This window comes from Geodermatophilus sp. URMC 60 (genome assembly GCF_053502585.1).
On sequence record NZ_CP199958.1, the window covers coordinates 4,485,963 to 4,510,151 of the forward strand.

At 75.9% G+C, this 24,189-nt stretch carries 23 protein-coding genes; 11 read left to right on the plus strand and 12 right to left on the minus strand.

The genetic code is table 11. The features are described from left to right. Positions 1-17 precede the first annotated feature (17 nt). The 3 genes from ACWIX3_RS21145 to ACWIX3_RS21155 all read left to right on the plus strand — a co-directional run bounded on the left by ACWIX3_RS21145 (position 18) and on the right by ACWIX3_RS21155 (position 3,726). Entirely contained in the window at positions 18-899 is an 882-nt protein-coding gene (locus ACWIX3_RS21145; RefSeq protein ID WP_448609313.1) for a hypothetical protein, read from the plus strand. A gap of 27 nt (positions 900-926) precedes the next feature. After that, positions 927-3,239: a heavy metal translocating P-type ATPase gene (locus tag ACWIX3_RS21150; protein WP_448609314.1), complete on the plus strand. Its 2,313-nt coding sequence runs from the start codon at positions 927-929 to the stop codon at positions 3,237-3,239. A gap of 100 nt (positions 3,240-3,339) precedes the next feature. Further along, the gene (locus ACWIX3_RS21155) at positions 3,340-3,726 is read left to right on the plus strand and encodes a hypothetical protein (protein ID WP_448609315.1); all 387 of its coding nucleotides are present in this window, start codon (positions 3,340-3,342) and stop codon (positions 3,724-3,726) included. A gap of 31 nt (positions 3,727-3,757) precedes the next feature. On the opposite strand, the gene ACWIX3_RS21160 is transcribed toward ACWIX3_RS21155, so the two are convergent. The 3 genes from ACWIX3_RS21160 to ACWIX3_RS21170 form a co-directional block, all read right to left on the minus strand. Further along, positions 3,758-4,864: an epoxide hydrolase family protein gene (locus tag ACWIX3_RS21160; protein WP_448609316.1), complete on the minus strand. Its 1,107-nt coding sequence runs from the start codon at positions 4,862-4,864 to the stop codon at positions 3,758-3,760. A 209-nt stretch (positions 4,865-5,073) separates the two neighbouring features. Beyond that, complete coding sequence (locus tag ACWIX3_RS21165) at positions 5,074-6,003, minus strand: M56 family metallopeptidase (RefSeq protein ID WP_448609317.1); 930 nt, start codon at positions 6,001-6,003, stop codon at positions 5,074-5,076. Positions 6,004-6,005: 2 nt separating this feature from the next. Further along, positions 6,006-6,371 (minus strand): BlaI/MecI/CopY family transcriptional regulator, encoded by a 366-nt coding sequence (locus ACWIX3_RS21170; protein ID WP_448609318.1) that lies wholly within the window; start codon positions 6,369-6,371, stop codon positions 6,006-6,008. Positions 6,372-6,485: 114 nt separating this feature from the next. On the opposite strand from ACWIX3_RS21170, the gene ACWIX3_RS21175 reads away from it, so the two are divergent. From ACWIX3_RS21175 to cydC, 3 genes are read left to right on the plus strand one after another with little or no spacing between them, the layout of a single operon-like run. Next, on the plus strand, positions 6,486-8,042 hold the full coding sequence (locus tag ACWIX3_RS21175) for a cytochrome ubiquinol oxidase subunit I (protein ID WP_448609319.1): 1,557 nt from the start codon (positions 6,486-6,488) through the stop codon (positions 8,040-8,042). A gap of 8 nt (positions 8,043-8,050) precedes the next feature. Then, positions 8,051-9,067, plus strand: coding sequence for a cytochrome d ubiquinol oxidase subunit II (gene cydB, locus ACWIX3_RS21180; RefSeq protein WP_448609320.1), 1,017 nt, complete (start codon positions 8,051-8,053; stop codon positions 9,065-9,067). After that, positions 9,064-12,498: a thiol reductant ABC exporter subunit CydC gene (cydC, locus tag ACWIX3_RS21185; RefSeq protein WP_448609321.1), complete on the plus strand. Its 3,435-nt coding sequence runs from the start codon at positions 9,064-9,066 to the stop codon at positions 12,496-12,498. Before cydB ends, cydC begins: the two co-directional genes overlap by 4 nt. A gap of 62 nt (positions 12,499-12,560) precedes the next feature. Here the strand turns inward: cydC and ACWIX3_RS21190 are convergent, their stop codons facing one another. Further along, a complete protein-coding gene (locus ACWIX3_RS21190) occupies positions 12,561-12,875 on the minus strand; it encodes a hypothetical protein (protein ID WP_448609322.1) in 315 nt (104 codons plus the stop codon). Positions 12,876-13,021: 146 nt separating this feature from the next. Between ACWIX3_RS21190 and ACWIX3_RS21195 the strand changes: the two genes are divergently transcribed. Continuing rightward, on the plus strand, positions 13,022-13,582 hold the full coding sequence (locus ACWIX3_RS21195; protein WP_448609323.1) for a dihydrofolate reductase family protein: 561 nt from the start codon (positions 13,022-13,024) through the stop codon (positions 13,580-13,582). Positions 13,583-13,620: 38 nt separating this feature from the next. On the opposite strand, the gene rraA is transcribed toward ACWIX3_RS21195, so the two are convergent. Continuing rightward, entirely contained in the window at positions 13,621-14,112 is a 492-nt protein-coding gene (gene rraA / locus ACWIX3_RS21200) for a ribonuclease E activity regulator RraA (RefSeq protein ID WP_448609324.1), read from the minus strand. An 81-nt stretch (positions 14,113-14,193) separates the two neighbouring features. On the opposite strand from rraA, the gene ACWIX3_RS21205 reads away from it, so the two are divergent. Together ACWIX3_RS21205 and ACWIX3_RS21210 are read left to right on the plus strand one after the other, a co-directional pair. Beyond that, positions 14,194-14,877 (plus strand): GntR family transcriptional regulator, encoded by a 684-nt coding sequence (locus ACWIX3_RS21205; protein WP_448609325.1) that lies wholly within the window; start codon positions 14,194-14,196, stop codon positions 14,875-14,877. Beyond that, positions 14,874-16,052, plus strand: coding sequence for an MFS transporter (locus tag ACWIX3_RS21210; RefSeq protein ID WP_448609326.1), 1,179 nt, complete (start codon positions 14,874-14,876; stop codon positions 16,050-16,052). The genes ACWIX3_RS21205 and ACWIX3_RS21210 overlap by 4 nt, the downstream gene beginning before the upstream one ends. A gap of 3 nt (positions 16,053-16,055) precedes the next feature. Here the strand turns inward: ACWIX3_RS21210 and ACWIX3_RS21215 are convergent, their stop codons facing one another. The 4 genes from ACWIX3_RS21215 to ACWIX3_RS21230 are packed head-to-tail and all read right to left on the minus strand — an operon-like array spanning position 16,056 to position 19,345. Continuing rightward, positions 16,056-17,135 carry an isocitrate/isopropylmalate dehydrogenase family protein gene (locus tag ACWIX3_RS21215; RefSeq protein WP_448609327.1) on the minus strand — a complete coding sequence of 360 codons (1,080 nt, stop codon included), beginning with the start codon at positions 17,133-17,135 and terminating at the stop codon, positions 16,056-16,058. Between the two features lie 5 nt (positions 17,136-17,140). Next, entirely contained in the window at positions 17,141-18,553 is a 1,413-nt protein-coding gene (locus ACWIX3_RS21220; protein ID WP_448609328.1) for an NAD-dependent succinate-semialdehyde dehydrogenase, read from the minus strand. Between the two features lie 37 nt (positions 18,554-18,590). Then, complete coding sequence (locus ACWIX3_RS21225) at positions 18,591-19,037, minus strand: cupin domain-containing protein (RefSeq protein WP_448609329.1); 447 nt, start codon at positions 19,035-19,037, stop codon at positions 18,591-18,593. After that, the gene (locus ACWIX3_RS21230) at positions 19,034-19,345 is read right to left on the minus strand and encodes a putative quinol monooxygenase (protein ID WP_448609330.1); all 312 of its coding nucleotides are present in this window, start codon (positions 19,343-19,345) and stop codon (positions 19,034-19,036) included. The genes ACWIX3_RS21225 and ACWIX3_RS21230 overlap by 4 nt, the downstream gene beginning before the upstream one ends. Positions 19,346-19,416: 71 nt before the next feature. Between ACWIX3_RS21230 and ACWIX3_RS21235 the strand changes: the two genes are divergently transcribed. Together ACWIX3_RS21235 and ACWIX3_RS21240 are read left to right on the plus strand one after the other, a co-directional pair. Continuing rightward, the gene (locus tag ACWIX3_RS21235) at positions 19,417-20,478 is read left to right on the plus strand and encodes an Ldh family oxidoreductase (protein WP_448609331.1); all 1,062 of its coding nucleotides are present in this window, start codon (positions 19,417-19,419) and stop codon (positions 20,476-20,478) included. Next, positions 20,475-21,182, plus strand: a complete 708-nt coding sequence (locus ACWIX3_RS21240; protein ID WP_448609332.1) for a GntR family transcriptional regulator — start codon at positions 20,475-20,477, stop codon at positions 21,180-21,182. The genes ACWIX3_RS21235 and ACWIX3_RS21240 overlap by 4 nt, the downstream gene beginning before the upstream one ends. Before the next feature lie 80 nt (positions 21,183-21,262). Here ACWIX3_RS21240 and ACWIX3_RS21245 read toward each other — a convergent pair whose 3' ends face one another. From ACWIX3_RS21245 to ACWIX3_RS21255, 3 genes are all read right to left on the minus strand, one after another. After that, positions 21,263-21,658, minus strand: coding sequence for a universal stress protein (locus ACWIX3_RS21245; protein WP_448609333.1), 396 nt, complete (start codon positions 21,656-21,658; stop codon positions 21,263-21,265). An 80-nt stretch (positions 21,659-21,738) separates the two neighbouring features. Beyond that, on the minus strand, positions 21,739-22,434 hold the full coding sequence (locus tag ACWIX3_RS21250) for a response regulator (protein WP_448609334.1): 696 nt from the start codon (positions 22,432-22,434) through the stop codon (positions 21,739-21,741). Next, positions 22,431-24,035: an ATP-binding protein gene (locus ACWIX3_RS21255; protein ID WP_448609335.1), complete on the minus strand. Its 1,605-nt coding sequence runs from the start codon at positions 24,033-24,035 to the stop codon at positions 22,431-22,433. The genes ACWIX3_RS21250 and ACWIX3_RS21255 overlap by 4 nt, the downstream gene beginning before the upstream one ends. Between the last annotated feature and the right edge of the window lie 154 nt (positions 24,036-24,189).

Genomic DNA, 24,189 nt, shown 5'->3' on the forward strand with positions numbered 1-24,189 from the left:
TCCCGAGAGGACCCGTCATGCAGATGCCGGCACGGCTCGCGGTCGTCGCCGTGGGCCTGGGTGCCGTCTTCGCCGCCGCCGTCGGCGTGGGCGCGGCGGTCGGCCCGGTGGGCGCTCCCGAGGCGCATCCCGCCGCGGCCGCGCCGGCACCGGAGCCCGCGGCCGCCGCCGGCACCGGCTACCTCCTCGACGTCCTCCAGGAGCGGCCCGCCGCCGGGACGACGACCGTGGACTTCCGCGTCCTCGGCCCCGACGGCGCCCCGGTGACCGAGTACACCGAGGACCACGGCGAGGACCTGCACCTGGTCGCCGTCCGCGCCGACCTGACCGGCTACCAGCACGTGCACCCCGACCTCGGCCCCGACGGCACGTGGCGGGCGCCGCTGAGCCTCACGCCGGGCAGCTGGCGGCTCGTCGCCGACACGACGCCGGCCGCCGCGGGCGAGGATCTCGCGTTGACCGCCGACCTGCAGGTGGCCGGCGAGTTCGACCCGCAGCCGCTGCCGGAGCCCTCCGCGGTGACCGAGGTGGACGGCTACACCGTCGTCCTGACCGGGGACCTGGCCGCGGGTGCCGGGTCGGAGCTGACCTTCAGCGTCAGCCGCGACGGCCGTCCGGTGACGGACCTGCAGCCCTACCTGGGTGCCTACGGGCACCTGGTCGCGCTGCGCGACGGCGACCTCGAGTACCTGCACGTGCACCCCGTCGAGGACGAGCACGTCGCCCCCGCCCCCGGCCCGCACGTGGGCTTCGCCGCGACCGCGCCGTCCGCCGGCACCTACCGGCTGTTCCTCGACTTCCGGCACGGCGACGCCGTGCACACCGCCGCGTTCACCGTCCGGGCGACCGACGGCGGCGCGGCACCCGACGCCCCCGCCGGGCACGGCCATGCCGACTGACGACCCGGCGGCTGAGGAGAACCCCGCATGAGCACCCCCGACGTCCGCACCGGCGAGGTCGAGCTGCTGATCGGCGGCATGACCTGCGCGTCGTGCGCCGCCCGCGTCGAGAAGAAGCTGAACCGGATGGACGGCGTCACGGCGACGGTCAACTACGCCACCGAGAAGGCGCGGGTGTCCTTCGACGGCGACGTCACGACCGACGACCTGATCGCCACGGTGGAGAAGACCGGCTACACCGCGACGCTTCCCCGGCCACGTCCAGAGTCCCACCCCGAGCACGCGAGGGGTGAGGAGGACGGGGTCCTCCAAGGGCTCCTCCCACTGCGGCAGCGGTTGCTGGTGTCGACCGTGCTCACCGTGCCGGTGGTCGCGATGGCCATGGTGCCGGCGCTGCAGTTCGACCACTGGCAGTGGCTGTCGCTGACGCTGGCCGCGCCGGTCGTCGTGTGGGGCGGGCTGCCGTTCCACCGCGCCGCGTGGACCAACCTGCGGCACGGCGCGGCGACCATGGACACGCTGGTCTCCCTCGGCACCGGAGCGGCGTTCCTCTGGTCGCTGTACGCGCTGTTCCTCGGCACGGCCGGCGAGCCCGGCATGACGCACCCGTTCGAGCTCACCATCGCCCGCACCGACGGCAGCGCCAACGTCTACCTCGAGGCCGCGGCGGGCGTGACCACGTTCCTGCTGGCCGGGCGGTACGTCGAGGCCCGCTCCAAGCGGCGGGCCGGGGCGGCGCTGCGCGCGCTGCTGGAGCTCGGCGCCAAGGAGGTCACGGTGCGGCGCGGCGGCACCGAGATCCGGGTGCCGGTCGACCGGCTGGCGGTCGGCGACCTGTTCGTCGTCCGGCCCGGGGAGAAGCTCGCCGCGGACGGCGTGGTGACCGAGGGGGCGTCGGCCGTCGACGCGTCGATGCTCACCGGCGAGTCGGTGCCCGTGGAGGTCGGCCCCGGCGACGCGGTCGTCGGCGCCACCGTCAACGCCGGCGGGCGGCTGGTCGTGCGCGCCACGCGCGTGGGCTCGGCGACGCAGCTGGCGCAGATGGCGCGGCTGGTCGAGGAGGCGCAGAACGGCAAGGCGGAGGTGCAGCGGCTGGCCGACCGGGTCTCCGGCGTCTTCGTACCGGTCGTGCTGGCGCTGGCCGTGGCGACGCTCGGCTTCTGGATCGGCGCGTCGGCCGGCCTGCCCGCCGCGTTCACCGCCGCGGTGGCGGTGCTGATCATCGCCTGTCCGTGCGCGCTGGGGCTGGCCACGCCGACCGCGCTGATGGTCGGCACCGGCCGCGGCGCGCAGCTGGGCATCCTCATCAAGGGCCCCGAGGTGCTGGAGTCCACCCGCGCCGTCGACACCGTGGTGCTGGACAAGACCGGCACGGTCACCACCGGCCGGATGACCCTGCACGACGTCGTCCCCGCGACCGGGGAGGACGCCGACCGGGTGCTCGCGCTGGCCGGTGCGGTCGAGTCCGGTTCGGAGCACCCGGTCGCCCGGGCGGTCGCCGAGACCGCGGCCGAGCGTACCGGGCCGCTGCGGCCGGTCACCGGCTTCGCCAACGAGGCCGGGCTCGGCGTGCGCGGCGTCGTCGACGGGGCGGCGGTGCTCGTGGGGCGGGCCGGACTGCTGGGCGACATCGACGTCCCGGCGGAGCTGACCCGGGCGCAGCACGCCGCGGAGGCGGCCGGCCGGACCGCCGTGCTCGTCGCGTGGGACGGCGTCGCCCGCGGGGTGCTCGCCGTCGCCGACGCGGTGAAGCCGAGCTCGGCCGAGGCGGTCCGCCAGCTGCGCGACCTGGGCCTGCACCCGGTGCTGCTGACCGGCGACAACGCGACGGTGGCCCACGCGGTCGCCGCCGAGGTCGGCATCGACGAGGTGGTCGCCGAGGTGCTGCCGCGGGAGAAGGTCGACGTGGTCAAGCGCCTGCAGGGCGAGGGCCGGGTCGTGGCGATGGTCGGCGACGGGGTCAACGACGCCGCCGCGCTGGCGCAGGCCGACCTGGGGCTGGCCATGGGCACCGGCACCGACGTGGCGATCCAGGCCTCCGACCTGACCCTGGTGCGCGGCGACCTGCGGGCGGCGGCCGACGCCATCCGGCTGGCCCGGCGCACCCTGGCGGTCATCAAGGGCAACCTGTTCTGGGCGTTCGCCTACAACGTCGCGGCGATCCCGCTGGCGATGGCGGGGCTGCTCAACCCGATGATCGCCGGGGCGGCGATGGCGTTCAGCTCCGTCTTCGTGGTGACCAACAGCCTGCGACTCCGCCGGTTCGCGCCGCTGCCGGGCAACGTGGAGGCGACCACCGCCGTCCCCTCGGGCCGCCGCGCCACCGTCCCGGCAGCCTGACCGGACCCGCTCCCTCTGCCGGGGAGGTCGTGCTGTGCCCACACTGGTGGGCACAGCACGACCTCCCGACCGGCCCACCCGGAGGAGTGGAGGCACGACCGTGACCGTGGACGACCGGCGCCGCCGGACCACCCGACTGCTCGCCGGGGCGGGTGCCGTCTGGGGACTCGCCCTGCTCGCCGCGCCGGGGCGGGTCGTCGACGCCCTGTGCCCGGAACTGCCCGGCTCCCGGCGCTGGACGGTGCCACTGCTCGGGGCCCGCCTGGTGGTCCAGCACGGCGCCGTCCTGGCCGTGCCGGAGGCGCGGGTCGTCCGCGTCGGGTCCGTGGTGGACCTGCTGCACGCGGCGAGCATGGTGCCGCTGGTGCGCTCGGCGGCCTACCGGAGGGCGGCGGTCATCAGCGGAGCGGTTGCGGCGGGGTACGCGTTCCTGGCACCGGCCCTCGCACCCCTGCCGGAGGGCCGGCGGGAGTCGGGACGCCGGTAGCACGAGGGGGTCCGGGCCGCCCGCCCCGCGCTCACCGCGCGACGGCGCGCACGAACCGGCGGAGCTCCCCGACCAGCAGGTCGGGGACCTCCATGGCTGCGAAGTGGCCACCGCGGTCGAACTCGGTCCACGAGACGAGGTCGACCGCCTGCTCCACCGCCGCGCGCGGGGGGCGGAAGATGTCGTGCGGCAGCACCGCCACGCCGGTCGGCACGTCCCGCGACCAGCCCGGCGTCGGCGCGTGCGCGCGCTCCCAGTACAGCTGTGCCGACGAGGGCCCGGTGCGGGTGAACCAGTAGACGGCGACGTTGGTCAGCAGCTGGTCGTCGTCGATCCCGCCGGCGGGGTCGGTCCACTCGGCGAACCGCTCGGCGATCCAGGCGAGCAGCCCGGCCGGCGAGTCGGTCAGCGCGGGCGCGAGGGACAGCGGGCGGGTGCCCTGCACCTTGGCGTAGCCCGACAGCTCGCGGGCGTAGTACGCCGCCTTCTCCTCGGCGGCCCGGTCGCCGTCCGCGGCCGGCCCGGCCGTCATGGTCACGTGCAGACCGGCGACGTGCGCCGCGTCGGCGGCGGCGAGATCGCGCCCGACGTGCGAGCCCCAGTCGCCGCCGTGGACGACGTAGCGGTCGTACCCGAGCCGGGCGACCAGCTCGGCGACCGCGCAGGCCATCCGGGCCGGCGTCCACCCGCCGTCCGGCGTCGGTCCGGAGAAGCCGTACCCGGGCAGCGACGGGACGACGAGGTGCACCGCGTCGGCCGGGTCGCCGCCGTGCGCGGCGGGGTCGCTCAGCGGCCCGAGCACGCGCAGGAACTCGACCACCGAGCCCGGCCAGCCGTGCAGCAGCACCAGCGGGACGGCGTCCGGCTCCGGGGACCGCACGTGCAGGGCGTGCACGCGGGTGCCGTCGACCGTCGTCGTGACCTGCGGCCAGGCGTTGAGGGCGGCCTCCTGTGCCCGCCAGTCCCAGCCCGACGCCCACCGCTCGGCCAGCGCGCGGACCCGGTCGACCGGGATGCCGCGGTTGCCGGGCAGGTCCTGCTCGACCGGCCAGCGCGTGCGTCGCAGCCGCTCGTCGAGGTCGTCGACCTCCTCCTGCGGGACATCGACGCGGAACGGGGTCACATCGGTCCCGGTCACGTCCGCCAGCCTGCCCCACCACCGTCGGCCCGGCAGGGGCCGGACCGGCGAAGCGGTCGGCCGGGAGCCCGGCCGAGCTGATCATGGGGTTGTCACCGGCGACTCGCGCGGACACGCCGCGCCGGCCGGCAACAGCCCCATGATCAACGCGGGAGGAGCGACGTCGGCGGCTGGGCCGTCGAGCGGGCGACGTCCCCTCCTCGCCCGGCCTACAGAGCCGGGAGCAGCAGCAGGGCGGTGGGGACGAGCAGCAGCAGGCCGGCCGACAGCAGCGCGAGCGCCCGCGCCCAGGCCGGCAACGGGGACGGCGGCTCGAGCAGCCGCACCACCCGCGCGCCGACCGCGCTGCCGGTCACCGCGAGCGCGCCCGACGGCACCCCCGCTCCCCCGGCGCCGCCGGCCGCGACGACGATCGCCCGGGCCAGCGTCCGCCGGGGCGCGGGGCCGGGCAGCGAGCCGAGCGCGACGTCGTCCGCGCGCATCTCCACCAGCGTGCGCACCGCCGCGTGCGCGCGGCCCGCGGCGGGCAGCACCGGCAGGGCGGCCTCCCACGCCACGAACGGCAGCAGGTACAGGTGGTGGTGCTCGCGCAGGTGCGCCCGCTCGTGCGCGACGACGGCGGCCAGCTGGGCGTCGTCGAGCTCGGCGACCATGCCGGAGGAGAGCACCAGCAACGGCTCGGCGCCGGGGATGCAGAACGCCACCGGGGCGGGGTGCTCGAGCAACCGCGCATCCGGCAACCCGGCCGGCTGGACGACGAGCTCGAGCAGCTCGCGGTGCCGGCGGCGGGTGCGCGCGGTGCGCAGCCCCGACAGCAGCAGGACGCCGACCAGCTCGGTGGCGAGCACGCCGGCCAGGGTCAGGGTGACCCAGTGGTCCCCGCGGACCGGAGCCTCGGCGGGGTCCCCGGTGGCCACCGCCCAGGCGGCCTCGGGCAGCGAGTGGCCCCACGGCGCGAGGCCGTGCACCAGCAGCGCGCCGATGATCGACAGGCCGCCGGCCAGCCCGATCGCCTGCCAGCAGACCAGGGCCACCAGCGGGTCGCGCCGCGGCCAGCGTGCGCGGGCCAGCAGCGCCGGCACCGGCCACGCCAGCAGCGCGGCGAGCACGGCGAGGGCGGCCGCGGTCGCGGGCAGCAACGTCAGCGGGGTGCGTCGTCCGGACCGGCGGCGGCCAGCAGCTCCCGCAGCAGCCGGGCCTCGTCGGGGTCGACGCCGCCGACGAAACGGGCCAGCACCGCCTGCCTGTCCCCGGCCTGGCCGAGCACCTCGTGCATCAGCTCGGCGGCGTGGTCCTCACGCGTGCCACGGGCGCGGAAGCGCCGTGGCCGGGCGTCGTCGTGGACGACGAAGCCCTTCTGCTCCAGCCGCGACAGCACGGTGTGCACGGTGGTCAGCGCCAGGCCGCGGTCGGCCAGGTCGTCGCGCAGCTCGGCCGCCGCCAGCGGCCCCTCGACCGACCAGAGCCGGTCCATGACCGCCCGCTCGAGATCTCCCAGCGATGCCACGGCTCCTCCTGTCCCCGGGATCACACCGGCATGTTCTACGTCCTGTAGAAGTTACTCTTCTACGAGGCGTAGAAAGAATGCGTCGATCGTACGACGCCCGGAAGGGGGCAGGCCGTGGACGTCCTGGACGTGGCGCGCTGGCAGTTCGGGATCACGACCGTCTACCACTTCCTGATGGTCCCCCTGACCATCGGCCTGGGAGTTCTGGTCGCCGTCATGCACACCCTCTGGGTGCGCACCGACAAGCCCGAGTGGCTGCGGATGACCCGCTTCTGGGGCCGCATCTACCTGATCAACTTCGTGCTGGGCGTGGCCACCGGTCTCGTGCAGGAGTTCCAGTTCGGCCTGGCATGGAGCGAGTACTCGCGTTTCGTCGGCGACGTCTTCGGCTCGCTGCTGGCCCTGGAGGCGCTGCTGGCCTTCTTCCTCGAGTCGACGTTCCTCGGCCTGTGGATCTTCGGCTGGGGCCGCATCCCGAAGAAGCTGCACCTCGCCGCGCTGTGGGCGGCGGTCATCGGCTCCATCGTCAGCGCGTACTTCATCATCGCGGCCAACTCCTGGATGCAGCACCCGGTCGGGGTCGAGGTCGACGACACCACCGGCCGCCCGGTGCAGGTCGACTTCCTCGCCGTCCTGACGAACAACACCGCGCTGGCCGCCTTCAGCCACGCGATCGTCGCCGCGCTCGTGGTCGCCGGCGCCCTGCTGGTCGGCATCGGCCTGTGGCACCTGCGCCGCCGGGTGCTGGCCGGGCAGCCGACCACGGACGTCGATCACGCCGTGTGGCGGCGCTCCGTGCGGCTGGGCGGCTGGGTGTCGCTGGCCGCCTTCGTCCTGGTCTCCCTCACCGGCGACTGGCAGGGCAAGCTCATGTACGAGCAGCAGCCGCTGAAGATGAGCTCGGCCGAGGCGCTGTGCGAGACCGAGGCGCCGGCGTCCTTCTCCGTGTTCGCCTGGGGCAAGCTCGGCTCCAACGAGTGCGACGACGTCCACTCGATCACCGTTCCCTACCTGCTGTCCTACCTGGCGCACGGCGACTTCTCGACCGCCGTCCCCGGTGTCAACGAGCTGCAGGAGGAGTACGCCGCGGTCTACGGCGCGACCTACCCCGACGACCCGTCGCGGTTCGGGGACGAGGCCGGCGAGGAGATCGACTACACGCCGCTGCTCGGGGTCACCTACTGGAGCTTCCGGCTCATGATCGGGATGGGCGCGGTCTCGGCGGGGGTCGCCGCCTACGCGCTGTGGGCCACGCGGCGGGGCCGGGTGCCGACCTCGAGGATCGGCGTGTACGGCTCGCTGCTCGCCGTCGCGGCGCCCTTCGTGGCCAACGCGACCGGGTGGGTCTTCACCGAGATGGGCCGCCAGCCCTTCGTCGTCTACCCGAACCCCGACGTCCCGGTCGGCGAGCAGACGTACTTCTTCACCGCGCAGGCCGTCTCCCCCGGCGTCTCCGCCGCCGAGGTGTGGACGTCGCTGTCGCTGCTGACCCTCGTGTACGGCGCCTTGGCCGTCGTCGAGCTGTGGCTGATCACGCGCTTCGTGCGACGCGGCGTGACCACCGGTGGCCACACCTCCGATGACGCAGCCCCCACCCCCGGCACCCCGCCGGAGGGGACGCCGGAGTCCCGCCGCGACACCGACGACGACGTCCTCTCCTTCGCGTACTAGGAGCACCCGTGGACCTGCACACCCTCTGGTTCGCCGCCGTCGCGCTGCTGTGGACCGGCTTCCTGCTGCTCGAGGGCTTCGACTTCGGCGTCGCCGCGTTGCTGCCGGTGCTCGGCCGCCGCACCGCCGACCGGCACCTCATGCTGCGCACGATCGGCCCGCTGTGGGACGGCAACGAGGTCTGGCTGATCACCGCCGTCGGCGCGGTGTTCGCCGCCTTCCCCGGCTGGTACGCCACCTGGCTGCCGGCGCTCTACCTGCCCTTCGTGCTGGTGCTGTTCGGCCTCATCATCCGGGCGGTGGCCTTCGAGTGGCGGCACTCGCACTCCGCCGACGCGTGGGACGCGACCTGGACGCGGGTCATCACCGCCGGCTCCCTGATCGCCGCCGCCGGCATCGGCGCCGCGCTGGGAGCCACCACCCTGGGGCTGCCGATCGACGCCGGGGGCAACCGGGTCGGCGGCGCGTTCTCCGGGCTGGGCTGGCCGGCGCTGCTGGGCGCGGTCGCCGTCCTGGCCTTCTCGGTGGTGCACGGCGCGGTGTTCCTGTCACTGAAGACCGACGGCCCGCTGCGGGTCGCCGCCCGCCGCTTCGCGCTGCGGTGGGCGCCGGTCGCCGCGCTGCCGCTGCTCGCGTGGGCCGGGCTGGTGCACCTGCGGTACGGCACGCCGGTCACCGGCGTGCTGTGGCTCGTCGCCGCGCTCGCCGTCCTGGTCGCGTGGGCGCGGCTGCGGATCGGCCGCGAGGGTCAGGCCTTCGCCGCGTGGGGCGCGATGCTCGCCGCGGCGGCCGCGACGCTGTTCGGCGCCGCGTACCCGGTCGTCGTCCCCTCGACGATCGACCCGGCCTTCGACGTGACGATCGCCGACGCCTCGGTCAGCGACTACACGCTCACCGTCATGACCTGGGCTGCCGGGATCGGCCTGCCCGTGGTCCTCGGCTACCAGGCCTGGACCTACTGGGTGTTCCGCGAGCGGCTGACCGCCGAGCCGCAGCACGGCGAGCACGCCGGGGCGCACGCGTGACCAGGGACGGCCATCTCCGCGCAGACGGCCGCTCGCAGCGGGGGCCGCTCGGGCCGCTGGCCGGCGTCCCGGGGGTCACGGGGTCGGTGGTCCGCGCCGCCGTCGCCGCACTGGGCCAGGTCGCCGGGCTGGTGCTGCTGGCGGCCGGGCTGGCGCACGCGGTCGCCCGGGCGGCCGGCCAGGACGACGGCGCGCTGACCGGCCCGCTGCTCCTCGCCGCTGCCGGCGGGCTGCTGCGGGCAGGAGCCGGCTGCGCGGGCGAGCTGATGGCCGCACGGGACGCCCGCCGCGCCGAGGAGCAGCTGCGCGCGGCGCTGACCGCCCGGCTCGCCGTCTCCCCCGCCGCGGTCGCCGCGGCCGGCGGCCCCGGTCCGGCGGCGGTGCTGGCCACCACCCGGCTGGCCGACCTCGGGCCCGCGCTCGCCACCCGCCTCCCCGCGCTGGCGCAGGCGGTGGTCGTGCCGCCGGTGCTGCTCGTCGTCCTCGCCTGGACCGACCTGCTCTCGGCCGGCCTGGTCGCGGTCACCCTGCCGCTGGTGCCGCTGTTCATGGTGCTGGTCGGGCTCACCACCCGCGACGGCACGACCGCCGCCGCCCGGGCGCTGGACCGCATCGCCGCCCACGTCGCCGAGCTGGTCCGCGGGCTGCCGGTGCTGGTGGGCCTCGGCCGCGCCGCCGAGCAGGCCGCCGCGCTCGCCGAGCTCGGTGAGGCCTCGCGCCGCCGCACCCTGTCGGTGCTGCGGCTGGCCTTCCTCTCCGCGCTGGTGCTCGAACTGCTCGCCACGCTGTCGGTCGCGCTCGTCGCGGTCACCGTCGGCCTGCGGCTGGTGCACGGCGACCTCGACCTGGCCGTCGGACTGACCGCGCTCCTGCTGGCCCCCGAGGCCTTCGCGCCCCTGCGCGCCCTCGGTGCCGCCCACCACGCCGGGGAGGACGCCGCGCTCGCCGCCGCGGAGGCCCGCGCGGTGCTCGCGGGGCCGGACCCGGGCGTGGGAGATGCCGACCCGGACGCCGGGGACACCGCCCCGACGGCGGACGACGGCGGCGACCCCCGCGGTGCCGACCTCGCCGTCACCGGGCTGACCGTGCGGTTCCCCGGCCGCGCGGTCGCGGCGCTGCCGGCGGTGGACCTCACCGTCCGGCCGGGCGAGCTGATCGCCGTCCGCGGCGCCAGCGGCTCGGGCAAGTCGACGCTGCTCGCCGTCCTCGCCGGGCTGGCCGACCCGGCCGCGGAGGTGCGCGGCACGGTGTCCGGCGTCCCGGCCGGCGCCGTCGCGTACGTGCCGCAGCACCCGCGCACCACGGGCGCCACCGTCGCCGACGAGGTGCGCCGGCACGCGGGCTCGGGGCTGGGCGGGGGTCATGGCAGCGTGGACGAGGGGGTCGGCGAGGCCTACGTCGTCGAGGCGCTGACCCGGGCCGGTGCCGTCGACCTGGCCGACCGCGACTGCACCACCCTCTCCCCGGGCGAGCTGCAGCGGGTGGCGCTGGCCCGCGCGCTGGTGCGGGTCCGCCGCGGCGCCCGGCTGCTGCTGCTCGACGAGCCGACGGCGCACCTGGACGACGCGGCCGCAGCCCGGGTGGCGGCGGTGCTGGCCGGGCTGCGCGGCACGGTGAGCGTCCTGCTGGTCACCCACGACGCCGCCCTGGCCGCTCTCGCCGACCGCACCGTCGACCTCGCCTCCAGGACCGCTCCCGTCCCGTCCCCGACCCCCCTCCCCTCGCCCGCCGGCCCGGCGATCGGGTCGGTCCCGGCGCCGCACGCGCACCCCACCGCCGGGCCGGCGCGCACGGGCACCCGCCTGACCTGGCCACGGCGGGCGCTGGTGCGCGCGGTCGCCGCCGGCACCGCCTCGGCCGGGGCGGGGGTGGCGCTCACCGCGGTGTCGGGCTGGCTGATCGTGCGGGCCGCCGAGATGCCGCCGGTGCTCACCCTGCTGGTGGCGATCGTCGGCGTCCGGGCGTTCGGGCTGGGCCGCGCCGGGCTGCGCTGGGTGGAGCGGATGACCGCGCACGACGCCGCGCTCCGGCTGGCCGCGGACCTGCGCGTGCGGGTCTGGCAGGCGCTGGCCGCCCAGGGCATCGCGGCCGACCGGACGCCGGGCTCGGCGCTGGCCCGCGTGGTCGGCGACGTCGGCCTGGTGCAGGACCTCTCGGTGCGCGTCGTCCCGCCGGCCGTGGTGGCCGGCACCGTGGCCACCGCGACCGTCGGCGCGCTGGCGCTGGTCTCCCCCGCCGCGGCCGGTGCCGCGGCGGCGGTGCTGCTGGCCACCGCCGCGCTGGTGCTGCTCGCGCACCGGCGGGTGGACGCCGGCGCCGCCCGCGCCGAGGCGGCGCTGCGGGTGGCCGCGCTGCGCGACACCACCACGGTGCTCGAGGGCGCGGCCGACCTGCGGGCGCACGGCCTGGCCGGGCGGACGGCGGCCGACCTCGCCGCGCTCGCCGCCGACCGCACCGCTGCCGACCGTGCCCGCACCCGCGCCGGCGCGCTGGGCAGCGGGGTCGTCGTCCTCGGCACCGGGCTGGCCGCGGTCGCCACGGCAGCGGCCGGCGCAGCGGCGGGGGTCTCCGGCCCGGCGATCGCCGCGCTCGCCCTCGCCCCGCTCGCCCTCGGCGAGCCGCTGGCCGGACTGGTGACCGCCCTGCAGCGGCGTGGCACGCTCGCCGACGCCCGCGACCGGCTCGACGCCGTGCTCACCGCGCCGGCGCCGGCCGACCCCGCCGCCCCGCTGCCCGCGCCCGCGCGGGTGCGTGCGCTGGCCACCGACGACCTGGTCGCCGGCTGGCCCGGCGGCCCGGACGTGCTCCGCGGCCTGACCACGCAGGCCGCGGCCGACGGCGGTTGGCTGGTCGTGCGCGGGCGCTCGGGCGCCGGCAAGTCGACGTTCCTCGCCGTCCTCCTCGCCGCCCTGCGGCCACGGGCGGGCGACTACACGCTGGGCGGTGTCGACACCGCACGGCTGACCGGGGGCGGCGTCCGCTCGCGGACGGCCTGGCTGCCCCAGGACGCGCACGTCTTCGCCTCGAGCATCCGCGCGAACCTGTCCCTGGCCGCGCCGCGCGGCGAGCTGGCCGGGCCGGACGGCGAGGCCCGGATGCGCGCCGCACTGCAGGCGACCGGGCTGGGCGGGCTGCTCGCCGGCCTGCCCGCCGGTCTGGACACCCCGGTCGGCGCGGGCGGCACCGCGCTGTCGGGCGGTGAGCGGCGCCGGCTGGCCGCGGCCCGGGCGCTGCTGGCCGACCGGGACGTCGTGCTGCTCGACGAGCCGACCGCACACCTCGACCCGCCGACCGCCGCGGCGCTGATGCGCGACCTGCGGGCGGCGCTCGCCGGCCGGGTCGTGGTCTGCGTGACCCACGACGACACCGTCGAGCAGCCCGGCGACACCGTCGTGCGGATCGGTGCGCCGGAGACCGCGTTGGCGAGGTGAGAGGACGGCTCCCCGCAGGGCACCGCCGCGAGTTCGCGAGCGGTGGGGAGCAGGGGGTCCTTTCAGGCGGCCGCGGCGTGCGGCCGGGCGGGAGCCTCCGGCCGCGCGCGGACGACCTCGAACCCCGGGAACGCCGGCAGCGCGGAGTCGACCACCAGGGGCACGCCCGGGGGCGGTCCCAGCAGGCGGCGCCCGACCACCCGAGCGTGCTCGTCGGGCGTCAGCTGGGCGAGCATGCGCTCGTACAGCTCGGGGCGGACGCGGAGCTCCCGGGGCGGGGCTGCGCCGGGGGTGACGGCGACCGCGATCAGGTCGCCGGCGATGTCCGGCCGGCCCCAGTGCGTGGGGTGGGTTCCTCTGACGATGGCCTCGGACATGGTGCCCTCCTGGGCGGTTCCCCCGCGCTCCGTGCAACGCCGCGGGGCGGTGGTGCATGCCCTGCATAGCCCTGAGATCCGACAGTTCTCCGCAGATACGTCGGTCGCACACCCGTCCCGTCGGTGCCGCCGGGCACCCTCCTGACATGGACGCGACCTTCACCGGTGCGGTGTTCCTCGGCATGAGCGTCGACGGGTTCATCGCCCGCCCTGACGGCGACCTCGCCTGGCTGACCGGCGGCGACGACGCCGGCGAGGCGCCGGACGACGGCGAGGGCGACGACTTCGGGTTCGCCGAGTTCGTCTCCGGCATCCACGCGCTGGTCATGGGCCGCGGCACCTACGAGGTGATCGCGCCCATGGACGAGTGGCCGTACCAAGGGCGGCCGGTGCACGTGATCAGCACGACGCTCGAGCCCGGTGCCGATCCCCGCATCACCGTGCACCGCTCGTTCGACGAGGCGGTCGCCGCGCTGACGGCCGCCGGATACCCCCGCGTCTACGTCGACGGGGGACGGACGGTGCACGACTTCCTCGCCGCCGGGCTGGTCGGGGAGCTCACCCTCTCCCGCGTGCCGGTGCTCATCGGCGAGGGCCGCACGCCGTTCGGGCCGCTGCCGGCCGACGTGCAGCTCGAGCACGTGCACACCCGGACCTTCCCCGGCGGGATGGTGCAGACCACCTACCGGGTGCGCCGGAACGCCTGATGCGACGGCCCGCCCGGGTGCTGCGCCGCCGGTGACGGTCAGGCCGGCGGTACCGGCAGGACGACGACGCCGTCCCGGTCGGCGGCGAGCCACGCCCCCTCGCGGAACACCACGCCGGCGAAGACGACCGGTAGCCCGACCTGACCCGAGTGCAGGCCCTTGACGCTGCGCCGGGGATGGGTGGCCAGCGCGCGCACCCCGATCGGCTGGGCGTCGAGCTCGTCGGCGTCGCGCACCGCGCCGTTGACCACCACGCCGGCCCAGCCGTTCTGCGCGGCGAGGACGGCGAGGTTCCCGCCGAACAGCGCGCAGCGCAGCGAGCCACCGCCGTCGACGACGAGCACCCGCCCCTCACCCGGCTGCTCGACCGCCGCGCGGACGAGGGCGTTGTCCTCGAAGACCTTGAGCGTCGTGATCGGCCCGTCGAACGCCGGCCGGCCGCCGAAGGGCCGGAACACCGGGTCGCACACCTGCGCCTCCGGGTGGGCGTCGGAGAGGTCCGTCGTGGCGTGGACTGGCGAGTCGGTCACCGGCGCAGGTTATAACCTGGAGGGGTCGGGGCGCAGCTCTGCGACGAATCTGCTGCTGGGTGCGATATGGAGGTTGTGACCGTGGTCGAGGACAGCCTCGCGACGAAGAGCGAGCTGGCCTATGCGCGGGTGCGGGAGATGGTCCTCGGCGGTGAGCTCGAGCCGGGCTCGGTGCTGAACCAGGCCACCCTGGCGCGGCAGATCGGGGTCAGCACCACCCCGCTGCGCGAGGCGCTGCGACGGCTGGCCCAGCAGGGCCTGGTGGAGCTGGGTGCGCACCGCGACGCCCGGGTCGCGCCGCTCGACGCGGCCGAGGCGCGGGACCTCGTCGAGCTGCGGCAGGACCTCGACCCGCTGGCCGCCGGCCTCGCCGCCCAGCGCCGCACCGCCGCCGACCTCGCCGAGATGGTCGACAGCCTGGCCCGGCTCGAGTCGCTGCCCACCGACCCGTCGCCGGCCCAGCTGGCCGGCCACCGGCGGTTCCACGCGGCGGTCTACCGCGCTTCGCACAACGCGTTGCTCGTGGAGACCCTCGACGGCCTGTGGGACAAGACCGACCGGTACCGGCGGCACGCGCTGCGCGCCGGGCGCAGCGAGGAGGAGGTCGCGCAGCGGGCCGAGGAGCACCGGCTGCTGGTCGAGGCGGTCTCCGACCGGGACGCCGCGACGGCCACCGACCTGATGCGCCGCCACGTGGAGACCAGCCTGGCCGCCCGGGCCGCCGGACGCCTGGCCGCCGGCGACCGCTCCGCGCGGTCCGCGTGAGCGCGCGGCTCCCGGGGGGACGACGGCTGTTCGGGCTGCTGCTCGCGCACTCGGCGCTCACCCAGGTCGTCACCTTCGTGCTGCGCCCGACGACGGCGTACCGGGCGATCGAGCTCGACGTGCCGACCGCCTGGCTCGGCGCGCTGACCGCCTCGTTCGCCGTCGTCCCGCTGGTGCTCGCCGTCCCGTCGGGACAGGCCACCGACCGGTTCGGCGAGCGGCGGGTGATGCTGGCCGGGGCGGTCCTGCTGCTGCTCTCGGCGGTGGTCCTCGCCAGCGGGCGCGGCGGGGCGGCCGGGCTGGTGGCCGGCAGCGTGGTGCTCGGCACCGGCCACCTGCTGTCGGTCGTGGGCCAGCAGGCGGCCGTGGCGAACACCGCCGGGCCCGGGCGCTTCGACACGGCGTTCGGCCACTACACGTTCGCGGCCTCGCTCGGGCAGGCGCTCGGTCCCGCGCTGATCACGTTGACCGGTGGCGAGGGCGCCCTGCCCGACACCCGGCCGATCTTCCTGGTGGCCGCGGGGACCGCCGTCCTGCTGCTGGCGTGCACCGCCGTCCTGCGGTTCCCGGTCCGCGAGCGCACGAGCGGCTCGGCCGAGGCCGGCGGCGTGGGTACGCTGCTGCGCCTGCCCGGTCTGGTGCGGGCGCTGACGGTCAGCTGCGTCGTGCTCGCCGCCGTCGACATCACGCTGGTGTACCTGCCCGCCCTCGGCGCCGACCGCGGGCTGGCCGCCGGCACCGTCGGCCTGCTGCTGACGATGCGCGCGGCCGCCTCGATGGCCTCCCGCTTCTTCCTCGGGCAGCTGGTGCGGCTGACCGGTCGGCGGCGGCTGATGCTGGGCAGCGTCGCGCTGTCGGCGGTGTCGATGGCGGCCGTCGCGGTGCCGATGCCGGTCGCCGGGACGGCGGCGCTCGTCGTCCTGCTCGGCCTGGGGCTGGGCGTGGGCCAGCCGCTGACCATGTCGTGGCTGGCCGAGATGGCGCCGGCCGGGCTGCGCGGCCGCGCGATGTCGCTGCGGCTCACCGGCAACCGGCTGGGCCAGGTGCTCATCCCCAGCGCCGTCGGGTTGCTCGCCGCCGGGATCGGCTCGGCCGGCGTGCTGTGGGCGACGGCCGGGGCGCTCGCCCTCGCCGGGGCCGCCGCCCGCCGGCTGCACGTCGACGGCGGCCCCTGACCCTCAGACCCCGGCGATGCGCCCCACCACGGCGTCGGTGAACTCCTCGGTCGAGGCCGTCCCCCCGAGGTCGCGGGTGCTGACGCCGCTCCGCACGGCAGCACGGACCCCCTCCTCGACGCGCACCGCAGCGTCGACGAGCTGGGGGTTCCCGTGCCGGGTGCCCAGCCAGTCGAGCAGCATCCCCGCCGAGAGGATCATCGCGATGGGGTTGGCCAGGCCCGTGCCGGCGATGTCCGGAGCCGACCCGTGGGCCGCCTGGGCCATGGCGCGGTCGTCGGAGGCGTTGACCGACGGCGCGATGCCCAGCGAGCCGGCCAGCTCACCGGCCATGTCGGACAGGATGTCGCCGAACATGTTCTCGGCGACCACGACGTCGAAGTCGGCGGCCCGGCGCAGGAGGTGCACCGTCATCGCGTCGATGTGGAAGTCGTCGACCGCCACGTCGGGGTAGACCTCGGCGACCTCGAGGCAGACGCGCTTGAACAGCCCGGAGCTCAGCTGCAGCACGTTGGCCTTGTGCACGATCGTGAGCCTCTTCCGCCGCCGCCGGGCCAGCTCGAACGCGGCCCGGGCGATGCGCTCGACGGCCGGACGGGTGAACACGCCCATCGCGATCGCGACATCGGGCGTCGGCATGTACTCGCCCGTGCCGGCGTGGGTGTTGCGGTCGGCGTAGAAGCCCTCGGTGTTCTCCCGCACGATGACGAGGTCGGTCCCGGGGGCGATCGCGCGTCCGCCCTCGAAGGCGCGGGCCGGGCGGGTGTTCGCGTACAGGTCGAAGTGCTTGCGCAGCGTGCCGCTCGGGTTCAGCTGCGACCGGAAGGGCTCCGGGTACGCGACGCTGTCGTGCGGGCCGAGCAGCCAGCCGTCGAGTCCGGCCAGCGCCTCCAGGGTGGTGGCCGGGATCGCGCTGCCGTGCTCCTCGATGGCCGAGGCGCCGAGCGGCAGCTCCTGCCACTCGACCGGCGCGGCGCCGGTGGCCGCGAGGGCGGCGTCGACCACCCGCACGGACGCGGGGACGATCTCCGGGCCGATGCCGTCGCCGAGCAGGACGCCGAGCCGGTAGGGGGTGTTCCTCATGGTGATCACTCCGATGCGGGGGCCGCCGCGGCGGGCTCGTCGAGCACCCACCACGTGCGGACGTTGACGAACTCACGGATGCCGGCGGCGGCCAGCTCGCGGCCGTACCCGCTGGCGCGGGTGCCGCCGAAGGGCATGCGGACGTCGGACGCGACGACGGCGTTGACGAAGGCCGCGCCCGAGCGGATGCGGCGGGCCACCGCGACACCCCGCTCGGGGTCGGTGGTCCAGACGCTGGCACCGAGCCCGAACCTGGTGTCGTTCGCGACGCGGACGGCCTCGTCCTCGCCGTCGGCGGCGATCACCGCGGCGACGGGGCCGAAGACCTCCTCGTCGTAGAGGGGCATGCCGGGCCGGACGTCGGCGAGGACGGTGGGCGCGTAGAAGAAGCCGGGGCCGTCCAGCCGCCGTCCCCCGGTCAGCAGCCGGGCCCCCTTGGCGACCGAGGCCTCGACCTGCCGGTGCACGCCGTCCAACAGGTCCGCGCGGGCCATCGGCCCGACGTCGGTGCCCGGCGACTCGGGACCGCCGACGGTCAGCGCCTCCACCTCGGCGACGAGCAGCCGGGTGAACTCCTCGGCGACGGAGGCGTCGACGACGAAGCGCTTCGGTGAGATGCAGCTCTGCCCGGCGTTGAGGAAGCGACCCCTGGCGGCCATGGCGGCGACGCGGGGCAGGTCGGCGTCCGAGAGGACCACGAACGGGTCCGAGCCGCCCAGCTCGAGCACCGCCTTCTTGATCGCGGTCCCGGAGGCCGAGCCGACCGCCCGGCCCGCGCGCTCGCTACCGGTGATCGTGACCGCGCCGATGCGGGGGTCCTCGATCAGGCGCCGGGTGATCCCGGGGACGTCCGGCTCGGCCACCACCAGCGCGGTGAAGAGCCCCTCCGGAGCACCGGCGTCGGTCAGGACCCGCTGCACCGCCAGCGCGCAGCCGGTGGTGTTCGGCGAGTGCTTGAGCAGCGCGGCGTTGCCCGCCATGAGCGCGGGGGCGGCGAACCGGAGGACCTGCCACAGCGGGAAGTTCCACGGCATGACGGCCAGCACCACGCCCACCGGCTCGTAGCCGATCCAGCTGCGGTCGGCGGAGGTGTCCACCGGCTCGTCCGCCAGGAAGGCGCCCGCGTGCTCGGCGTAGTAGTCGCACGCGAGTGCGCACTTCTCCACCTCCGCGCGGGACTCGGCCAGCGGCTTGCCCATCTCCCGGGTGACCAGCAGGGCCAGGTCGTCGACCTCGGCCCGCAGGACCTCGGCGGCGCGGCGGAGAACAGCGGCCCGCTCGGGGTACGGCCGGGCCGCCCAACCCTCCTGTGACGCCGCCGCCCGGTCCAGCGCGGCGTCGATGTCGGCGTCGGAGAACGTGGGGTGCTCGGCGAGGCGCTCGCCCGTTGCGGGATTGACGGTGACGACGGCGCTCATGCCAGCTCCCCTGCGGGATTGACGGTGACGACGGCGCTCATGCCACCTCCCCTGAGGACGGCACGGCCCTGCGATCGCTCTCGGACAGGTGCTCGAAGGTCTCGCCGGTGGCGGTGATGGTCCGGGTGACGTCGCGGCCGCCGTAGACCCAGTAGATGGTCATCGAGCCCTCGCCGCGGTTGCGAAAGCAGTGCGGGACGCCGGCGGGGACCCAGGTCGCCTGGCCGGCGACCAGGTCGAACTCGTCGTCGCCGACGACCGCGGTGGCCTCCCCCTCGAACACCAGCACCGTCTCCTCGACGTTGTGCGAGTGCAGCGGGATGCCGGTGCCGGGCGAGAAGACGGTCATGCCGGTGGTGACCCGGTTGCCCTCGCAGTTCCACTTGCCGACGAACGGGATGGTGACGACGCCGTTGCCGCGGTCGAAGCGCTCGATGTCGTCGGGGCGCAGCACCATCGACGGCGGCGCGGGCTGGGTGCTCATGCGGACTCCTCGGAGGTGTGGGTGACCAGCAACTCGCCGGGGGTGTTGACCTGGCCGACGAGGACCTGCTCGGCGATCGCGCGCCACTGCGCGAAGTGCGGGGACGCCTTGTGGGCGGCGAACGCCTCGGCGTCGGTGTAGAGCTCGTAGAGGACGAAGCGGTGCGGGTCGTCGGCGACGGAGCAGACGTCGAACCGCAGACACCCCGGCTCGTCGCGGACGGACGCCTCCGCGTTGGCGGACATGCCGGCCAGGAACTGCTCCCGTCGGCCCGGCCGCACCTCCATCTGGACCACCAGGCTCAACACTCTGGACCTCCTCAGTGCTGTATGCAACTCTGTATACAGATCAGCACACGATACGGACAGGAGGCAAGACGGTGACCGCAGAGCGATTCGCACCGGAGGCGCTGAGGACGTTCGGCGGCCGGGTGCTGATGGCGGTGGGCGTGCCGGACGACGACGCCGCGCTCGTGACCGACAGCCTCGTGCAGGCCGACCTGTGGGGGCACGGTTCGCACGGCCTGCTGCGGCTGCCCTGGTACGTGGCCCGGCTCCGCAGCGGCGCCATGCGCGCGGTCACCGACCCCGCGGTGCTCACCGACACCGGCCCGCTGGTGCTGCTCGACGGTCGGGACGGCGTCGGCCAGGTGCTCACCGACCGGGCCCGGGCGCTGGCCACCGAGCGGGCGCGGCAGCACGGCGTGGGCGTCGTCGGCGTCCGGAACTCCAACCACTTCGGCACGGCCATGTGGTTCACCCGGCGGGCCGCCCGCGAGGGCCTCGTCGCCGTCCTGACCACCAACGCGAGCCCGGCGATGGCGCCGTGGGGCGGCCGGGAGAAGCGGATCGGCACCAACCCCTGGTCGATCGCCGCCCCCGGTCCCGACGGGCGGGTGCTCGCCCTCGACATCGCGAACACCGCGGTGGCGCGCGGCAAGATCTACCTGGCGCGCAGCCGTGGCGAGCCGATCCCGGGGTCCTGGGCGCTCACCGCGGACGGCGCCCCGACGACCGACCCTGCGGAGGGGGTGCTCGGCGTGGTCCTGCCGATGGCCGGGCACAAGGGGTACGCGATCGCCTTCATGATGGACGTGCTGTCCGGGGCGCTGACCGGCAGCGCCGTCGGGACCGGCGTGCACGGGCCGTACGAACCCGAGGCCCGCAGCGGGTGCGGCCACCTGTTCGTCGCCCTGGACCCCGAGGTCTTCGGCGACCGCGCGGGGTACGAGGACCGCGTGCGGCAGCTGGTCGAGGAGGTGACGTCGGTGCCGCTGGCGCAGGGGTTCGACGAGGTGGTCACGCCGGGCGAGGTCGAGGACCGCGCCGAGGCGGCCAACCTGGCCGCCGGAGGCGTCACCCTGGCCCGGGACGCGCTGGCCGAGCTCCAGCGACTGGCAGCCGAGACCGGCGTGCCGTTCCCGGGTGAGGTGCGGGCGTGACGGCCGACCCACAGCCCGAGGAGGCCAGCAAGGCCGACCTGGTCCACCGGCAGCTGCGGGAGGAGATCGAGCTCGGCGAGCTTGCACCGGGGACGCCGCTGTCGGAGCTGTCCCTCGTCGCGCGCACCGGGGCCTCGCGGACGCCGGTGCGCGAGGCGCTGCGCCGGCTGGCCGCCGAGGGGCTGGTCGACCTCGTGCCGCGGCAGGGCGCACGGGTGTCCCGGGTGTCGGCCCGCAGCGTGCGCGACCTGTTCGAGTTCCGCGCGCTGCTGGAGCCCGCGGCCGTGCGGCAGGCGACCGAGGCCGCGGCCGCCGACCCGGACCTGCACCGGGAGTTCGCCGCGATGCGCGACGCGTTCGCGCGCACGCTGGAGCAGACGCCGTCGACGGCGCGGTCCCGGTCGTTCTACGAGCTGGCCGACCGGTTCGACTGGGCGGTGATCGGCGTGACCCGCAACGAGCACCTGCGCCGCACCATCGCCGAGCTGCGGCCGCACACCGCCCGGCTGCGCAACCTCTCGCACCTGGACCCGCGGCGGGTCGAGGTCTCCGTCGGCGAGCACCTCGCGGTCTGCGACGCGCTGCTCGCCGGGGACGCCGACACCGCGGCCACCGCCCTCGCCGGGCACCTGGAACGGAGCCTGGAGACCATCTTCCGCAACCTGGCGAGCGCGCCCGGCGAGGGCGTCGACCTGCTGGGGTGAGAGGACTCCAGCAGATCCCGCAGCGGCCCCGTCCCGGGTCCCGCCCTGAGCTCGCGAAGGGTGGGGAGGACGGGGTCCTTCTAGTAGGCGGCCTTGACCGCCAGCACCGGGCAGTGCGCGTCGAGCAGGATCCGCTGCGCCTGGCTGCCGGTGATCAGCTTCCCGGTGGGCGTGCGGCGGCGCATGCCGATGACGATCAGGCTGGCCTTCACCCGGTCCGCGGCGTCCACGACCTCGTCCGAGGCGTCGTGGCCGGCCACCCGCTGGTCGATCTCGTAGACCACACCGGCCCCGTCGAGCTTGGCCCGCACCTGGTCGAGCACCCGCTCGGAGGCGAACCGGGGGTCGGCCAGCACGTCACCGCGGGCGCTGTTGACGATGTGCAGGGGCTGGTCGCGCAGCCTCGACTCGGCGATGGCGGCGTCGAGGGCGGCCTCGCCCTCGGGGGTGGGCACGTATCCCACGACGATGGTCATGGCCGGAGCCTAGGCAACGCGACGACGACCTCCTCGTTTGCGGGCGTAGCGGTCGTTGCGGTCGTTGCGTCCCCGTGGCGTCAGGGCGCGGAGTGCGGCGCGCGGAGGGTGAACCGCCGCTCCGGTCGGCCGGCGGTGCCGTAGCGCTGGCGGACGTCGGCCTCCTGCTGGGCGACCAACTGCTCCAGGTAGCGGCGCGCGCTCACCCGCGCCAGCCCGGTCCGCTCGCTGCACTGGGTCGCCGAGAGGCCGTCGCGCCCGGCCAGCTGCAGCGCCTCCCGCACCAGCTGGAGCGTCTCGGGCGCGATGCCCTTGGGCGTGACGGGCGCGGGTCGGCTCCCCCCACGGGCGCCGGCGAACACCCGGTCGACGTCGGCCTGTCGCGCCTGGTCCAGCGCGGCCAGCTCCGCCCGCACCGCGGCGTACTCGCGCAGCCTGCTCTCGAAGGTCTGCCGGTCGAAGGGCTTCACCAGGTAGTGCAGGACGCCGCCGTGCAGGGCGCTGCGGATGCTGTCGACGTCCCGGGCGGCACTGATGACGATGACGTCGACCGGTGCGCCGTCCGCCCGCAGCCTCCGGAGCACCTCCAGGCCGGTCATGTCCGGCAGGTAGACGTCGAGCAGGACCAGGTCCGGTCGCAGCCGTCGCACCGCCGCGAGCGCGTCGGCCCCGGTGGACGCCGTCCCCACGACCTCGAAGCCGTCGAGGGCGGTCACGAACCCGCCGTGCACCTTGGCGACCATGAAGTCGTCGTCGACGATCAGCGTCCGGATCATGCGTCCACCAGGGACGCGCCGACCGGGATGCGGGCGGTGAACACCGAGCCGTCCGCCGAGCTCGCCGTCACCTCGCCGCCCCGCCGGGTGCAGACCAGGTGCACCAGGGACAGCCCGATGCCCCGCCCACCGGGCACCGCTGCCTTCCCGGTGGACTGGCCCTTGGTGGACACGCCGCGGCGGAAGACCTCGGCCTCCATGCCCGGGGGGACGCCGGGGCCGGAGTCGCGGACGACGACGTCGACCTCGTCGTCCACCAGCCCCACGCCCACCTCCACCCACCGCTCGGCGGCGCCCGAGGCGGCGTCCATGGCGTTGTCCACGAGGTTGCCGACGACGGTGGCGACGTCCGTGCTCAGCTCCGGGCTCAGCACCGGAAGGGCGGAGTCCGGCGCGACGCGCAGGTCGACGCCGAGCTCGGCGGCCTGGCTGGCCTTGGCGATGAGCAGCGCGGCCAGCGCCGGGTCCCGGACGGCGTCGGTGACGGCGCGGCCGAACTCCGAGCGGGTGGAGCTGACCCGGTGCACGAAGCGGACCGCCTCCTCGGCCTCGCCGAGCTCGATGAGACCGGCGATGGTGTGCAGCCGGTTGTCGAACTCGTGGGCCTGCGCGCGCAGGGTGTCGGTGACGTGCCGGGTGAGCTCCAGCTCGCGGCGCAGCTCGAGCAGCTCGGTGCGGTCGCGCAGCGTGGCCACCGATCCCAGCGGGCGGCCCCGGCTGGTCAGGGGCAGCCGGTTGACCACCAGCACCCGCCCGGCGCTGCCCACGGCCCGGTCGCGCTCGACCCCGGTGGACAGCAGCGCGGCGCGCACCTCCTCGGCGACCCCCAGCTCCTCGAGCGTGCGTCCGAGGGCGTCGCCGGGGATGCGCAGCAGCCGGATCGCCTCGTCGTTGACCAGGGTCACCCGGCCGCGCAGGTCCAGCCCCACCACGCCCTCGCGGATGCCGTGCAGCATCGCGTCGCGGTGCTCGGCCAGCCCGGCGATCTCGGCCGGCTCCAGACCCAGCGTCTGCCGCTTCACCCGGCGCGCCACCAGCAGCGACCCGCCGATGCCCAGCGCGCTGGCCAGCCCCAGGTAGGTGAGCAGGTTGGGCGCGGCCGCCGCGAGGCCCCCGCGGACCCCGGGGTAGGGCCGCTGCACGGCGACCAGGCCGAGCACGCGGTCCCCACGTGTGGAGTAGACCGGCGCCATGGCGACCGCGACGTGGTCGCCGCGCACCTCGACGTCCCCCACCCAGGACCGCCCCTCCAGCACCCGGCTGGCACCCAGGTCGAGCCGCTCGCCCAGCAGACCGGGGTCGGCGCTGGCGAGGACGGTGCGGTCGGCCCCCGCGACGACGACGTCCGCGGACCCGGAGGTGCTGCGGCTGTCCTCCGCGGCGATGCGGACGTACTCCACCCGGCCCAGCTCCATCGCCGTGCGGGTGGCCCGGCTGTTGGCCAGCGTCTCGGCGATCTCCACCGCGCGGCGGCCCTCCACCTCCTCGGCCCGCTGCGTCGACTGGGCCACGGTGACGGCCGCGACGCCCACGAGGACGACGCAGACGATGACCACCTGCAGCGCGAGCAGCTGGCCGGCGAGCGAGAGCCGCCGGGTCACGGGCACTCCTGACTGGTCGGGGACGCGGCACGCCATCGGACCCGGGCCGGGCCTGCCGGCGCACGACGCCGTGCACACAACGACCACAACGCCCAATGCGCACGCAAGCGTGACACGCACCACGCACGTTGCGACCGTCCTTGCGAGCGGCGGA

Excerpts from the sequence above, each read along its gene's own strand:
- ACWIX3_RS21145 (WP_448609313.1), top strand. The coding sequence starts at position 18 with ATGCAGATGCCGGCACGGCTCGCGGTCGTCGCCGTGGGCCTGGGTGCC.
- ACWIX3_RS21245 (WP_448609333.1), bottom strand. The coding sequence starts at position 21,658 with ATGACCATCGTCGTGGGATACGTGCCCACCCCCGAGGGCGAGGCCGCC.
- ACWIX3_RS21250 (WP_448609334.1), bottom strand. The coding sequence starts at position 22,434 with ATGATCCGGACGCTGATCGTCGACGACGACTTCATGGTCGCCAAGGTG.
- ACWIX3_RS21150 (WP_448609314.1), top strand. The coding sequence starts at position 927 with ATGAGCACCCCCGACGTCCGCACCGGCGAGGTCGAGCTGCTGATCGGC.
- ACWIX3_RS21215 (WP_448609327.1), bottom strand. The coding sequence starts at position 17,135 with ATGAGGAACACCCCCTACCGGCTCGGCGTCCTGCTCGGCGACGGCATC.
- ACWIX3_RS21195 (WP_448609323.1), top strand. The coding sequence starts at position 13,022 with ATGGACGCGACCTTCACCGGTGCGGTGTTCCTCGGCATGAGCGTCGAC.
- ACWIX3_RS21220 (WP_448609328.1), bottom strand. The coding sequence starts at position 18,553 with ATGAGCGCCGTCGTCACCGTCAATCCCGCAACGGGCGAGCGCCTCGCC.
- ACWIX3_RS21225 (WP_448609329.1), bottom strand. The coding sequence starts at position 19,037 with ATGAGCACCCAGCCCGCGCCGCCGTCGATGGTGCTGCGCCCCGACGAC.
- ACWIX3_RS21190 (WP_448609322.1), bottom strand. The coding sequence starts at position 12,875 with ATGTCCGAGGCCATCGTCAGAGGAACCCACCCCACGCACTGGGGCCGG.